General features: G+C 67.7%; 12 protein-coding genes. 4 read left to right on the top strand and 8 right to left on the bottom strand.

Annotation, left to right across the window (positions count from 1 at the left end; genetic code table 11):
* The first annotated feature begins 48 nt into the window (after positions 1 to 48).
* Positions 49 to 1,479 (top strand): ankyrin repeat domain-containing protein, encoded by a 1,431-nt coding sequence (locus G4D86_RS15460; protein WP_163994263.1) that lies wholly within the window; start codon positions 49 to 51, stop codon positions 1,477 to 1,479.
* 13 nt (positions 1,480 to 1,492) lie between these two features.
* Here G4D86_RS15460 and G4D86_RS15455 read toward each other — a convergent pair whose 3' ends face one another.
* From G4D86_RS15455 to G4D86_RS15445, 3 genes are all read right to left on the bottom strand, one after another.
* Positions 1,493 to 2,128, bottom strand: a complete 636-nt coding sequence (locus G4D86_RS15455) for a cupin domain-containing protein (protein ID WP_163994260.1) — start codon at positions 2,126 to 2,128, stop codon at positions 1,493 to 1,495.
* Positions 2,129 to 2,192: 64 nt separating this feature from the next.
* Positions 2,193 to 3,029: a 2,3,4,5-tetrahydropyridine-2,6-dicarboxylate N-succinyltransferase gene (locus G4D86_RS15450; protein ID WP_163994258.1), complete on the bottom strand. Its 837-nt coding sequence runs from the start codon at positions 3,027 to 3,029 to the stop codon at positions 2,193 to 2,195.
* Positions 3,030 to 3,107: 78 nt separating this feature from the next.
* Positions 3,108 to 3,428, bottom strand: coding sequence for a hypothetical protein (locus G4D86_RS15445; RefSeq protein ID WP_240360269.1), 321 nt, complete (start codon positions 3,426 to 3,428; stop codon positions 3,108 to 3,110).
* A 215-nt stretch (positions 3,429 to 3,643) separates the two neighbouring features.
* Between G4D86_RS15445 and G4D86_RS15440 the strand changes: the two genes are divergently transcribed.
* Together G4D86_RS15440 and G4D86_RS15435 are read left to right on the top strand one after the other, a co-directional pair.
* Positions 3,644 to 6,028 (top strand): carbohydrate-binding domain-containing protein, encoded by a 2,385-nt coding sequence (locus tag G4D86_RS15440; protein ID WP_163994252.1) that lies wholly within the window; start codon positions 3,644 to 3,646, stop codon positions 6,026 to 6,028.
* Positions 6,025 to 7,698: a DUF1501 domain-containing protein gene (locus G4D86_RS15435; RefSeq protein ID WP_163994250.1), complete on the top strand. Its 1,674-nt coding sequence runs from the start codon at positions 6,025 to 6,027 to the stop codon at positions 7,696 to 7,698. Before G4D86_RS15440 ends, G4D86_RS15435 begins: the two co-directional genes overlap by 4 nt.
* Positions 7,699 to 7,775: 77 nt before the next feature.
* Here G4D86_RS15435 and G4D86_RS52110 read toward each other — a convergent pair whose 3' ends face one another.
* On the bottom strand, positions 7,776 to 8,012 hold the full coding sequence (locus tag G4D86_RS52110) for a SelT/SelW/SelH family protein (protein WP_240360268.1): 237 nt from the start codon (positions 8,010 to 8,012) through the stop codon (positions 7,776 to 7,778).
* Positions 8,013 to 8,220: 208 nt separating this feature from the next.
* On the opposite strand from G4D86_RS52110, the gene G4D86_RS15430 reads away from it, so the two are divergent.
* Positions 8,221 to 9,663: a pyridoxal phosphate-dependent decarboxylase family protein gene (locus tag G4D86_RS15430; protein WP_163994248.1), complete on the top strand. Its 1,443-nt coding sequence runs from the start codon at positions 8,221 to 8,223 to the stop codon at positions 9,661 to 9,663.
* On the opposite strand, the gene G4D86_RS15425 is transcribed toward G4D86_RS15430, so the two are convergent.
* The 4 genes from G4D86_RS15425 to tssI form a co-directional block, all read right to left on the bottom strand.
* Positions 9,641 to 10,009, bottom strand: coding sequence for a hypothetical protein (locus tag G4D86_RS15425; RefSeq protein ID WP_163994246.1), 369 nt, complete (start codon positions 10,007 to 10,009; stop codon positions 9,641 to 9,643). The two genes, G4D86_RS15430 and G4D86_RS15425, sit on opposite strands and share 23 nt — an antisense overlap.
* Positions 10,009 to 10,314 (bottom strand): hypothetical protein, encoded by a 306-nt coding sequence (locus G4D86_RS15420; protein ID WP_163994244.1) that lies wholly within the window; start codon positions 10,312 to 10,314, stop codon positions 10,009 to 10,011. The genes G4D86_RS15425 and G4D86_RS15420 overlap by 1 nt, the downstream gene beginning before the upstream one ends.
* Before the next feature lie 449 nt (positions 10,315 to 10,763).
* A complete protein-coding gene (locus G4D86_RS15415) occupies positions 10,764 to 12,236 on the bottom strand; it encodes a hypothetical protein (protein ID WP_163994242.1) in 1,473 nt (490 codons plus the stop codon).
* Positions 12,237 to 12,238: 2 nt separating this feature from the next.
* A partial coding sequence (gene tssI, locus G4D86_RS15410; protein WP_163994240.1) for a type VI secretion system tip protein TssI/VgrG occupies positions 12,239 to 13,761 on the bottom strand: 1,523 nt, incomplete at its 5' end.

Genomic DNA, 13,761 nt, shown 5'->3' with positions numbered 1-13,761 from the left:
CGCCTGTTTCCCTGTGACAGGGGTGCGACAGCAATGTAATCCAGTGGCATGTCCGAGAACGCGACCCAGGCCCTGCTCTCCCTGTGTGAAGACAAGCGACGCTGGAAGGCGGAGCTGAGCGCGGCGGCCGTGCGTGAGCTGCTGGCCCAGGGCGCCGACGTGAACGGGCGCGGCCAGTATGGCTCGACGCCGCTGCACTCCGCCGTGCTCGCGCCCTACTCGAAGTCAGACCCGCACCCCAGCCTCGACGTGGTGCGCGTGCTGCTCGCCGCGGGCGCGGACCCCAATGCCCGCGACGAGCACGCCCAGACACCGCTCCTCCGTGCCGTCCCCCTCAACGAGGACACCGCCTACGAGCGGCACGCCCTGGAGCTCATCGCAGTGCTGCGCGCGGCGGGGGCGACGGTGCCCTCCGACGTGAAGGACTCCCACTCGGGGGCATTCCGTCTCAGCGGCGCGGCGCTCTACAAGGAACTGCTCGACGCGGGCGCCCCGGTGGACGCGCGCGACAACGGCGGAGGGACTCCGCTGCACAGCGCGGCCTCATATGGGTACGCGCCCATCACCGAGCTGCTCCTCGCGCGGGGCGCCGAGGTGAACGCGCTCGACAAGCTCGGCCGCACCCCGCTCGGCCTCGCGCTGCGCCAGCGAGACCAGCCCTGGGTCAAGGCCAACAACCGCACCGCGGGCTTCAAGGCCACCATCGCCCTGCTGGAGCGCGCCGGAGGCCAGCCACGCGTCCCCTACGCCCGGAGCGAGACGGACCCGTTCGCCCCCCTCCCCGTCGACAGCGCCGCGCTGCGCGCCGCCGTGCCGAAGAACCGGTTCCCCTTCGAGCACGAGGTGGACTCGGCGCAGGAGCTCGTCTCCGGAATCCAAGGCTACGGCGAGCCCGAGCGGGCCCTGGCCCTCCTGACGGCGCTGCGGGATACGGTCGGAGTGCCGCCGCGGCCCCTGCGCCTCGCGGGCCCGCTGAGGCTGGACCAGCCCTTCTTCCACCACGGCGACCTGGAGGTGGACGGCGACCTCGACATCGGCAGGACCTTCGGCGTCACGGGCAACCTCACCGTCCACGGCGTGCTGAAGGACCAGGACAACGACTCGAAGGTCAACGTGCTCGGGGACGTGCGCTGCCACGCGCTCTACACGGACGGGGAGATCAACATCCAGGGAGACCTCCACGCGCGCGACGTCGTCTACGCCTATTACAACGACCACACGCTGGCCGCTGGCACCATCCACGCGCGCGTCGTCATCGAGGACGACCACGGCATCATGGCGTCCGTCCAGGCCGAGCATCACTTCGACATGGACACGTACAGCCAGGGCTACGGCGAAGGGGTGCCCGAGCGCCTGAAGGAGCTGTTCGTCGATGAGGTGTTCGAGGCGGAAGAGGAGGAAGAGCCGGCCCGGCTCGACAAGTTCGGGCTCTTCGACCGCCTGCGCAAGGGCCTGCCCGTCTTCCGCGAACGGCCCTGACGCGGAGCACCGCTCACGCGGGCGAAGCGACTTCCTCTTCGAAGCTCGTCACGCCCTCCAGCAGGGACGCGCAGAGGCAGGCCGGGCCGTCCAGCGCGGTGAAGCCGTGCACGCTGCTCTCCGACTTCTCCTGCTCCTCGCCCGGCCACACCTCGTGGCCGTCGTCCTCGCGGAAGCCGCCCTCCAGCACCAGGTTCCACTCGCGGCCGTGGTGCGTGTGGCGCGGGTAGCGCACACCCGGGTTCAGCCGGAGGATGCCGGCCAGCATCCCCTCGCGCGCGGGCCCCACCTCCACCGGTATCAGCTCCGAGCCGTCCACCGGCCCCGGCATCCACGCGGACGGGTCGCTCACGGACTCCAGCACCGCGAGCGCCTTCTCGCGCGTCAGGTCGAAGAACGCGGCCACGCGGTCCGCGAAGCGGGCCAGCCGCCCCGGGCCTTCCATCTGCGCCATCACCCGCGCCAGCACCTCGGGCGGAGGCTCCACGGGGACGACCAGGGCGGTGAGGCCCTCACGCACGGGCAGCAGCCGGGCCGCCTCGGCACGGCACCGGGCACACTCGGCCAGGTGCCGCTCGGCGGCCTCCCGGGCCCCAGCATCCAGGGTGCCCAGCGCCCACTCAGGCAGGATGTCGTCCACGTGCTTCATCGTCACATTCCACCCCACTCCACCCTATCTACGGAATGCGGTCCCGGTTGGATTTCACGCTCGGCTACACGGACACGGCGAAGTCGCGCAGGGCGGCGTTGAGGCTGGTCTTCTGGTCGGTGGACTGCTTGCGCTGTCCGATGATGAGCGCGCACGGCACCATGTATTTCCCGGCGGGGAACTGCTTCTCCCGCATGCCCGGAATCACCACGCTGCGTGCGGGCACCCTCCCCTTGTAGACCTTCTCCTCCGGGCCCGTGACGTCGATGATTTGCGTGGACGCGGTGAGCACCACGTTGGCGCCCAGCACCGCCTCCTCCTCCACCACCACGCCCTCCACCACGATGCTGCGGCTGCCCAGGAAGGCGCCGTCCTCGATGATGACCGGAGACGCGGTGGGCGGCTCGAGCACGCCGCCCAGCCCCACGCCGCCGGACAGGTGCACGTGCTTGCCCACCTGCGCGCAGCTGCCGACGGTGGCCCAGGTGTCCACCATGGTGCCCGCGCCCACTCGCGCGCCGATGTTGACGTAGCCGGGCATCACCACCGCGCCCCGCTCCACGAAGGCGCCGTAGCGCACCGTGCCCGGGGGCACCACGCGCACGCCCGCCGCCTCCAGGCCCTTCTTCAGCGGCACCTTGTCGTAGAACTCGAAGGGGCCCACCTCCATCACCTGCATCTCCGACACCGCGAAGAACAGGAGGATGGCCTCCTTCACCCAGGCGTTCACCTTCCACCCGTCCGGGCCCTTCTCCGCCACGCGGAGCTCGCCCGAGTCCAGCCGCGCCAGCGTCTCGCGCACGGCGGCCACGTGGGTCGAATCCTTCAGCTTCGTCCGATCCGCGAACGCGGCGGACACCCTCTGCGACAGCTCGTCAATGGGTGACAGGGAGGAAGACATGGCGGCTCCTTGAATCACACTTTGGCGCGCCGTGCCGCACCCGCGTGAGGGCCCGCGTATGCACTGCCCCATGCAGCCTCACGGACGCGCTTCGCCCCACCCCGCCGGCTCCGTCAGCGGGTGCGTCAGCGTGGGAATCTCCCCGTGCAGCCCCTTGTCCGCCGCCACCCGCCGGCCCGCGCTCCGCCCCTCCAGCAACACCTCGCCCCGCGCCACGTGCCGCACCCGGGACAGCGGCAGCTCCGTCCAGTGCGGGCTGAAGGGCCAGCGCCGCACGTACAGGTGCTCCTGACCGATGACGGCCACGTGTCCCAGCTTCTTCCCGTCCTCGTCGCGCACCCGCATGCCCTGGATGATGGAGCGCCGCTCGTACGGCGACGCCGAGTCTGGCCACGCCATGGCTGTCACCTCCTGCCCTCTCAAGCTGGGGCCCCACCCGCCCGGCCGCGAGCACTCGGCCAGCGCCTGTCTCCCCACCTGCCCGCCATGCTTTCAACTGAAAAGTTCCAGAGATTTTGCGGGAATTACTTATTTTTCCGACGCAACCCTACTGGTTCGGAACTCGACAATCATGAGACCCTAGGGTCACCCCCCACCCCCCACCCGGAGGGCTCATGCGCGCATCCCCCCTGCGCCCGTGGTGCCGTGCCCTCGCTGTGCTCGCGCTGTCCACCGCTGGCTGCTACGGCCAGGCGTCCCTCGACATGCAGGGCGACACGCCCGGCGATGAAGACCCACCCGTGCAGCAGGACGGCTCCCTGGACTGCGACCTGGGCGTCGTCCCCGAGAGCGTGACGCTGCAGGGCATCGCGGAGGACTTCGCGCGGACGGTGCACCCGGCCATGGTGCGCGAGACGTCCGGCTGCATCTCCTGCCACTCCACCACCACCGCCCGCCTCTTCAAGGTGAGCTACGAGGGCGTGGAGACGTTCTACGCCGCGCGCGCGGCCGGCTTCATGAAGCCGGAGTCCGGCTCGCTGCTCTCGCGCCTCGCCACCCTGGACGAGGCGGTGCGCATGCCCAAGGCCCAGCCGGCGTGGAGCAAGCAGGAGATCGCCGACGTCGCCCGCCTCACCTGCCAGTTGGCGGCGGTGGAGGCGCGCCAGCCCGCGGCGAAGCCGGACGAGGAGTTCCCCCCGGCCCTCCTCCAGCCCTACACCGGCCCGTCCGTCGCCACGTATGACAACCCCTTCCTCGGCTTCGACCAGCTCAAGGGGAAGGTGAAGTCCGTCTTCAACGACGCGTGGGTGCGCGGCGGCGTGGACCGCTTCGCGCAGAACGTGGGCGTCTTCGGGGGCGTGGACTACAAGGACCACTTCGTCGAGGCGCGCGTGGCCACCGCGGACTTCTTCCTCGGCCTGGATGATTTGTCCCGGGACGTGTGCCTCATGGCGGCCACCAACAAGACGGGCCCCTTCGCCGGGCTGGACCTGGCGCAGCCGCTGGTGGACGTGCCCGCTCCCTCGACGAAGCAGTACGAGATGGAGGCCGCCGTGCGCACGGACGCCACCACCATCCCCGCGGGCACGCAGATTCTGGCCAGCACCGGAGGAAAGTCGGGCACCACCGGGTGGAACCTCTACACCACGGGCAGCCTGGCCACGGCCCAGCCCTACCCCTTCCCCACCAGCAACACGTACCGCTTCACGGTGAAGGCGAAGGGCGACTTGTGCGGCCCGGACCTGCCGCACCTGCAGCTCAAGGTGGACGGCGTCATCGTGAAGGAGTGGGACGTGCCCAACAACACGGCCTACGCGGACTTCGTCCACGCGCAGGCGGTGGCGGCCGGCGGCCACGTGCTGTCGGTGCACTTCACCAACGACTACGGCGAGACGGGCGTCTGCGACCGCAACCTGCACGTGGACGCGCTCCAGGTGTACGGCCCCACGGAGGCCGCCACCGGCACGCAGCGCGCGGACGCGGCGAAGGCGAAGGTGGACACCCTCTACCGGCGCATGCTGTACCGCGCCGCCACCGCCACGGAGCGCACCAACGGCTACGCGCTGGTGAGGGACCTCAACGACTTCGAGCCCAACCTCCCCAAGGCGTGGAGCGGCCTGTGCGAGGGGCTGATGCGCGCCCCCGACTTCCTCTTCACCCTGCCGCCCTCCTACGAGGTGCTGAGCGGCAAGGAGCGCGACAGGCTGCTCCTGGTGAAGCTGGCGCAGGACTTGATGGGCCGCCCGCCCACCGCCGCCGAGTTCACCGCGCTGGAGAGCGGCACGAAGACGTGGGAGGGCATGGTCGACGACTACCTCGAGTCGCCCGACTTCAAGACGTACTACTTCCAGCGGATGCGGGTGCGCACGGAGAGCGAGGGCACGCCCGACACGGACGAGCCCGCGCGCATGTGGACGCACCTCGTGCTGGAGGAGAAGCCCTTCCAGGAACTGCTCACCGGCGACTACTCGGTGGATGACGGCTTCAAGCAGGTGGCGCGCACGCCGGAGCACGGGAAGACGGGCCTGCTCACCATGAAGGGCTTCATCAAGAACAAGCCCGGCCTGCCGCACTACAACTACGCGGCGCGGGTGATGACGGACTTCATGGGCGCCCTGTACGAGGTGCCCTCGGAAGTCTTCGACATGCGCGGCGCCGCCACCGCCGCGTCCACGGTGGACCCCAACAGCATCTGCTTCGCCTGCCACCAGACGCTCACGCCGCTGGCGCACCAGCGCCTCAAGTGGGACGACGAGGGCAACTACCGCACGACGGACATCGAGGGGAAGCCGCTGGACGACAGCGACCGCGGGCTGGTGGGCGTCTACTCGTACAAGGGCCAGGGCATGGAGGCCTTCGCCACGCAGGCGGTGAAGAAGGAGGCCTTCGTGCGCCGCACCCTCAATGCGCAGTTCGCCCTCTTCTTCGGCCGGGAGATGCGCCACACGCAGGACGAGCGCGTCGTCTACAAGCGTCTCTGGGATGTCACCCAGGAGAGCCACGGCAACCTGAAGGCCGTGCTCAAGGCCGTCGCCACCTCACCGGAGTACCTGCGATGAACCGCCGCCAATTCCTCGCCGGCGCCGCCGCCGGAACCGCCATCAGCGCCCTGGACTGGCTCCGCTTCTTCCGGGCCTTCGGTGTCCCGGGCACGAAGAAGGAGCTGGGTCTGGCCGAGGCCGCCGCCGCCGAGGCCGCCGCTCCACACTTCCTCATCTACTGGTTTCAGGAGGGAGGCTGGGACGGGTACAGCATGTTCAACCCCGTCCACACGCCCAACGACGGCATCCGCGTCATCCCCGCGGGCGAGCTGCGCCCCGTCCCCACGTGGAGCCAGCACCTGTACCGTCCGAAGGGCTACGGCGCCTCGCCGCTGGACCCGCCGAAGACGTCGGGCAACATCCAGTACGGCTACCTCGCGCAGGACGGGCTGGAGCTGTTCCCCGACCTGTCTGTGGTCTCCAGCCACAACGGCAACACGTTCCACTCGGGCGGTCGGTGGGAGTACCACTACGGCAAGTACAGCGCGTCCCTGTCCGGCAAGCGCGGCACGGACGAGCGCACCGTCATGCAGGCCTTCTGCGAGGCCTACGGCAACGGCTTCCTCTTGCCGCACGTGTCATGGCACCGGTGGCTGTCGGACGGTGAGCTGTCCATTCCGTCCTATCCGGACGGCACCGGCTACTACGAGCGGCTGGGCCCGGTGCACGCGCACACCATCTACGGCAAGACGCCGGCCGCCATGCGCGAGCGCCTGTCCTCGCTGGGCAGCGTGGCCCAGGGCCAGCGCGACGCGCGCATCCGCCAGTTCACCGACAACCTCCAGCAGAACTTCCTCGACGAGAAGAACAGCGAGTCGGTGAAGGCCTTCGCCTCCGCGCTGGAAATCCACCGCTCGCTCACCGCGGGCGGCAGCATCAACCTGGACCCGCGCACCCTCTTCACCGACGCCGCGCTGCGCAGCGAGTTCGGCGTCACCGCGGCGGACGAGGCGACGGACTCCTCGTCCATCAACGGCAATCCCGCCCGCTCGAAGGAGACGCCCAACACCAACGTGCAGGCGCTGATGACCTACGAGCTGATGACGAAGGGGCTGTCCATCGGCTTCTTCATCGAGAACCGGGGCCTGCGCCACTTCGACTCGCACCGAGACCGCCGCTTCATCATGAGCAACAAGGGACAGGCGGACCAGCGCGACACCATGCGCCGCAACCTCTGGCTCCCGCTGAAGACGCTGGTGTCGAAGCTCAAGTCCACGCCGTACGAGACGACGGGGAAGAGCTACTACGACTTCACCACCATCGTCCTCGCCTCGGAGATGGGCCGCACCATCTCCGGCGACGTGGAGTCCATCCTCGCCAACACGGGCCTGACGGACACGCAGAAGTACGACGAAATCCTGGCCCAGGACTGCTGCCAGCACTGGCGCGTCAGCAGCGCGGCCTTCCTCGGCGGCACCGTGCGCGGCAACACGCAGTTCGGCCGCGTGGGCCGCACGTCGCTGGAGGGCATCCCCCTCATGCCGGACGGCACGTTGGACCCGGCGTATGACCCGGACACCGGCCTGCTCGTCCCCGGCCGCACGAAGAGCACCACCAGCTTCATCACCGACGCGGGCCACCTGTACTCGACGGCGCTGTACCTGTCGGGCCTGGACCCGGCCGCGCTCAAGGCCGCGGGCAAGGGGCGCAACGACAGGCCGGCGCTGAAGTTCATCAAGAAGCCCTGAGGCCCTGCTGCAAACGGACGCGGCCGGCAAGCCCGAGAGGGACGTGCCGGCCGCGAGCCTGGGCTCCGTCAGCGGGGCTACCTCCCCAGCACCTTCGACACGGCGTCCACGATTTCCTGCTCGGTGGGGAACGCCAGCGTCTGCTTCTGGATGACCACCTTGCCGTCGACAGCGACCTCGTAGATACCCGACGCGCCTGTCTTCAGCTCCGCTTCCAGGTCCAGCTCGTCCTTCAATGCGGCCGCCGCACGGGCGGCCCGGGGCTTGTAGCCTCAGGAGTTGCAGTACGTAATCGACACCTTCGGGTCGGCCATGAGGGGCCTCCTTTGCGTGCACACGGGGCGCACGGCGCGTGCACCCGCTCCCCTGAATTAGTGCGCCTCCGGGCGCCACGCCAGCCCGCCTGCTCGCTCCTGTCCGCGCCCGCTCAAGAACTCACCTAACGGGAGAGTCCCGGACTCTTGGAAACGGACGGAGGGTGCATTCCCCCGGTGGTGGTGGCGCGGCTAGGTTCCGCGCGCCATGACGGACTTCCGTGAGCGGGTTGCCGCCGCATACGACGCAGAGACGTTCCGCCGCGAGGGGCACCGGCTGGTGGACACCCTGGCGGGCTACCTCGCCGGGACGGAGCGGGGCGAGGGGCCGGTGCTGCCCTGGGCCGCGCCCGCCGTGAATGTGGACCGCTTCGCCGCCGCCTTCCCCGAGGAGCCCAATGGCGACTTCGCGGACCTGGTGGCCCGGGTGCTGTCGGGCTCCAACCACCTGCACCACCCGCGCTACGTGGGCCACCAGGTGACGGCGCCGGTGCCGCTGGCCGCCCTGTGCGACGCGGTGTCGTCGCTGCTCAACAACGGCATGGCCGTGTACGAGATGGGCCCCGTCTCCACCGCCATGGAGCGCAACGTGCTGCGGTGGATGGCGGCGCGGCTGGGGCTGCCGGAGAGTACAGACGGCGTGCTGACGTCGGGAGGCTCGCTGGGCAACCTCACCGCGCTGCTCGCCGCGAGGCAGGCGAAGGCGGGCTACGACGCGTGGAACCAGGGCGCGCACGCGGGCCCGCCGCTCACGGTGCTGGTCGCGAAGACGGCGCACTACTGCGTCTCGCGCGCCACGCGCATCATGGGCTGGGGCGAGGGCGGCGTGACGCCCGTCGCGGTGGACGAGCACTTCCGCCTGCGTCCGGAGTCACTGGACGCCGCCTTCAAGACGGCGACGCTGGCGGGGCGCAAGGTGATTGCGGTGGTGGCGAGCGCCGGGTCCACGGCCACGGGTGCGTTCGACCCGCTGGAGCCGGTGGCGGACTTCTGCGAGCAGCGTGGGCTGTGGTTCCACGTGGACGGGGCGCACGGAGCGTCGGCGGTGCTGAGTCCCACGCACCGGCACCTGGTGCGCGGCATCGACCGGGCGGACTCGGTGGTGTGGGACGCGCACAAGGGTCTGTTGATGCCGGCGCTGGTGACGGCGGTGCTCTTCCGCGACGGGGCGCGCTCGTACGAGGCGTTCGCGCAGGAGGCCAGCTACCTGTTCCACGGTGACGGAGAGCGGCCGTGGAGCGACGTGGGCATGCGCACGATGGAGTGCACCAAGGAGATGATGGCGCTGAAGGTGTACGCCTGCCTCGCGGTGCTGGGCACGCGCCTGTTCTCCGACGCGGTGACGGAGTCGTATGACCAGGCCCGCAGGTTCGCGAAGCGCCTGGCCGCCTCTGGAGACTTCGAGGTGGCGGTGCAACCGGACTGCAACATCCTCTGCTTCCGCCACACCCCGGCGCATGTACCGGCGGAGGAGTGGGACGCGTTGCAGGCACGGCTGCGCGAGCGGCTGGTGACGCGTGGGGACTTCTATCTCGTACAGACGAAGCTGCCGAAGGGCGTGTACCTGCGCGTCACCCTCATCAACCCGCTCACCACCGACGCGGACCTGGATGGGTTGATGGAGGCGCTCAGGACGGCGGCGCGGCGGTAGGCGCCCTACTCACGATGGGGCGCGCCTCGCCGGAGGTCTGGCGACTGCCCAGGGCCACCAGCAATCCCAGGCCGCACCGCGCCCCGAGGATGGGGCTGACTCCCATGCCTACGAGCGGGATGGGGAAGGCTCCGAGACAGGGCGCCAGCGCGGAGAGCGCGAAGTAGACGGTGCGCCCGAGGGCCGCCGCACGGGAGGCACCAGCCGCTGCCAGCGGCGACAGGACCGCGCCGGCCAACGTCGGCACCGCCAGCAGCGCCAGGGCCGGAGACGTCTCCAGGGCCAGGCCAATGATGCCCTCGACCTCGGGCACGGGCTGCAGCGGGTCCGGACGGAAGACCGCCATCACCGCCGCCGCCACGGGATGACCGCCGCCATGAGCCTGAAGGAATGGGGCAACGGGTGGGCGAGCAGCACCGCGATGACGGCGCCAGCCAGCGCCACCGCCTGTGAGGCATCGGGCTGGAGCGCCAGGATGATGGCAATCACAGGCGCCAAGAGCCACAACGGGTGTCGCCGCGCGGCCACATGCGTCCAGGCAACGAACGTCATCGGCAGGAACAGCTCGGCGGCGTTGGGCCTCACCGGGCCGAAGCCAATCCAGCGGTGCACGCCCGAGAGCCCGCCACTGAGGAGCGTCGCCGCAATCACGGCCGCGGCCGGCGGCAGGAAGACCCGTGCCGCGGGCGGTGTGGCGGTCCTGCAAGCACAGTGGCCAGGAGGGCGCCGACAATCCACGCGCCGGCGTTGCACGCCCACAGGGCGGCCGGGACGCCATGAACTGCGGCTACGAGGCAGCCGGCGAGGACCGCGCCGCCACAGGTCGCGGCGAACAGGACAGCCGCCCGGCGCGGCGAGGCGCTCGGCGGGGTGCTCGTCATCGGTGTCTTCAAGGGGCTCACGCGCGAGGACTGCTACCTCGTGCACACGAAACTGCCCAAGAGAGAGGGTACCTACGCATCACCCTCATCAACCCGCTCACCACCGATGCGGACCTGGATGGGCGATGGAGGCGCCAGGACTTGCGTCAGCACTCGGTGCGCACCATCGCCTTCGCTAGCGGATAGCCACGTCATGACTGACCTGGCTCGGCGTGCGGCTCATAGCACATCCGGCTCGACCGCCGTTAAATGCAGATGGTGTCTATGGGTCCACTCAAGGCTGTTTTTGGGTCGAATCAAATTGGTAGCGGGAGGGGTATCATCCCTGGTTTCGCTGTCCATGAGCCACGGATCGAACACCTGATAAACCAAATCATGTTTCTCCTGTAAAGCTGCACGAAACGAGCGCAATACCGCAGGAAGGTGCGCCGTTCGGGCCTCTTGCCATGCCTTCCACGACTCTTCTCGTTTCGCAATGGCCGAGCCCTTTTCTTGGAGAGCAACGTCTCTGACTTTTTGCGCATCGACAACCTTGGTCGGATCGAGCTTTGCCAACTTGTATGCCGTTTCGGCATCCCGCCATGCCTTGTTGGCCACCTTCTCTGCCTGCTTCGCTTGAATATATGTCTTTTCGATTCGACTCGCCTCTTCCGCCTGCTGAGCATTCAGGTGCGCCGCTTTTGATCGGACTATGTGGAGATTGCTATTTGCATTCTCTATGTAGGTCACATCCAATCCGAGCCCTGCTCGATGGGCGATACTCCCAATCAGGGGCCGCCAGTTGGACGAGACCTCTATCTGAGTAATTTTCGCCTCGAATGCCGAGGAAAACAGCGCCAGAAAGCACCGGGGATGCACCCGGGAGAGTCCATCGGTCAGCAGCGAAAACTGCGTGATGTTGTTCTTCGGGTTATCTGCATTCTCGAACTCAACCGTGATTTTGTGAATCGCTTGACTCTTGCCTGAGTCGGCCGGGGCCTTCTTCTGGGCACCTGAACCCGGGTTGAACAGCAATGGCATTGTCCATTCAAGAAGTGGGTTTTGAGCCGGCCGGGCTTTCCCTTCCCAAGGTAGAGAGGAAGGCGGGCGAAGGATTTCCGGGATACGGGCTGCGGCATTCCCGGTGCATGCCACGATGAGCGGGCTCTGCTTCAGCCCGCGATAAATGGATAACACGGCCTCACGAATCCCTGAGTCAATGCCGGATGGCATGAAGGCATCGGCTTCCTGCTCTGTGTATTTGTGCGACACCTTCATCCATATGTCCCCTGTCAGGAGTGCCGAGTAGTAGTCCACCTCGCCGACGGTTTTCTCGAGACGCGGCGTGTCCGAGTTGGAGTGCTTGCCCCATTTCTGCTTGATCTGGACGTGGACATCCCTGTCTTTTGGCGTGACTGCATAAACCGACTGCTTACGGTATGCCGGATGGGCATCACTATTTAAAAACAGGCTGACCTGGCTGCCCGGTTCCACCATGACCGTGAAACTCGTCTCAACCCTCTTGGGCTTCGCAGCGCTGACCGCCTTGCCATTGATCGCCACTGCATAGGGCAGTCTCACCTTGTCAAGCTTGTTTTTATCGTTGGGGAACTCGAAGGAATAGGTAACCTTGCGCTTGGGAGTGACCGCGACTTTTTGGACAGGCGTTTGTGCAATGCTCGTCTGGGCCTTGGCATCGGGCGACGTGGTCATGCTCAGCAACCCTCCCCAGCCACGAGGTCGTCAGAATCGTCGTCCTCAGCTACCACATCCCAGTAGAGCTTGATCGACTCTGGAGCCGCCGTGGCAATCTGCATGGTCATGCCCTCCTCATCGGTGACCCCGGTCAGGGTCGTTCCATCAGGCAATTCAAGATGATATGGAAGACCCGCCAATGGCTTGCCAGAGCCCTGATCCACGGCACAGAACTGGGCATTGTAGAGCTTTGGCTCTGTTTCCAGCGTACGCTTGTCTTTTGGAATGGAGCCGGCCCCCAGCTTCTGGACCTTGGCTCCCTTGATTGAAATCGAAGAGCCTTCCAAGGTAAGGGTCTTCCCGAAAAGCTGCACGTTCCCTGACTTTTCGACCTTGAAGATGAGCTGATCGTTCACGATAAGCGAGAAGGTGTCTGCCTTGAGTTCGAAAGTCTTCGCCAGCCATGCGGCTGGCTGGCGAGTCTGGGTGAGGTAGTCCCGGCTAATCTCCTCCCGCAGGTCCTTTCCCACGACGAGGTTCATGCCCTGGGCGACCTTGATGATGTTATCGGCTCCCGTCTTGACTTCGTAATCCTTGGAGACCGCGAGCTGGCGTGTCCCGCGGACGTACTCGATGTGCGCAGCTCCAACCTCGACGGAACTCACTCCGCCGACTGCCACGTTGGACGCCAGTGCCACGTTGACGGAATAGGCGCCGCCGATTGTCAGTGCGCTTGCAGCTCCCACGGAAGTAAACGCGGCCTGGGAAACGGCGACCTTCTCGTTCTTGGCGATGGTGATGGACTGGTTGCCTTCCACGGCTTCCGAGTGACTTTCCTTGGTTTGGGTACGACGGTTCTGCTGCACCAGCAGCGTCTGGTTGCCCTCCACTACGCTCACGTCATCCAACGAGACGCGCAGCTTCTGGTTGCCCTCCACCGTGCGCTTGCGGTCCTTCTTCACCAGGAGGTCTTCGTACCCGCGCACCTCCTGGTCCTTGTCGTTCTCGGTGAGCAGGTCCTCATCCTTCTGCGCGTGGGTGAAGACCTCCTCCTCGCCCGCCGCGTCTTCGATGCGGACCTCGTTGAAGCCGTCGCTGCCCAGGCTGGAGGCGCTCTTGCGCGTCGACTTCGTCTTCTCGTCCGGCAGCGCGTACGGCACCGAATTGGTGCCGTTGTAGACGGCCCCCGCCACCAGCGGCCGGTCCGGGTCTCCCTCCAGGAAGCGGACAATCACCTCCTGGCCGATGCGCGGCAGCCACACGTCGCCCCACGCCGGCCCGCCCCACGGCTGGCCCACCCGCACCCAGCACGAGGACTTCTCGTCCCTCTTGCCCTCGCGGTCCCAGTGGAACTGCGCCTTGATGCGCCCGTGCGCGTCGGTGTGGATTTCCTCGCCCGCGGGGCCCGTCACCGTGGCCGTCTGCGGGCCGGCAATCTGCGGCAGCGGCGTCAGCCGGCGCGGCCGGAAGGGCACCGCCTTGGGCAGCAGGTGGAACTGGTTGCGGTACAGGCCCTGCAACGACTCGCTGCCTCCCGACACGT

The organism is Pyxidicoccus caerfyrddinensis (assembly GCF_010894405.1).
In the GTDB taxonomy this organism is placed as follows: Bacteria; Myxococcota; Myxococcia; order Myxococcales; family Myxococcaceae; genus Myxococcus; species Myxococcus caerfyrddinensis.
Note: the sequence above shows the minus strand (reverse complement) of the source record. Positions and strands in the feature narration are given on the sequence as shown.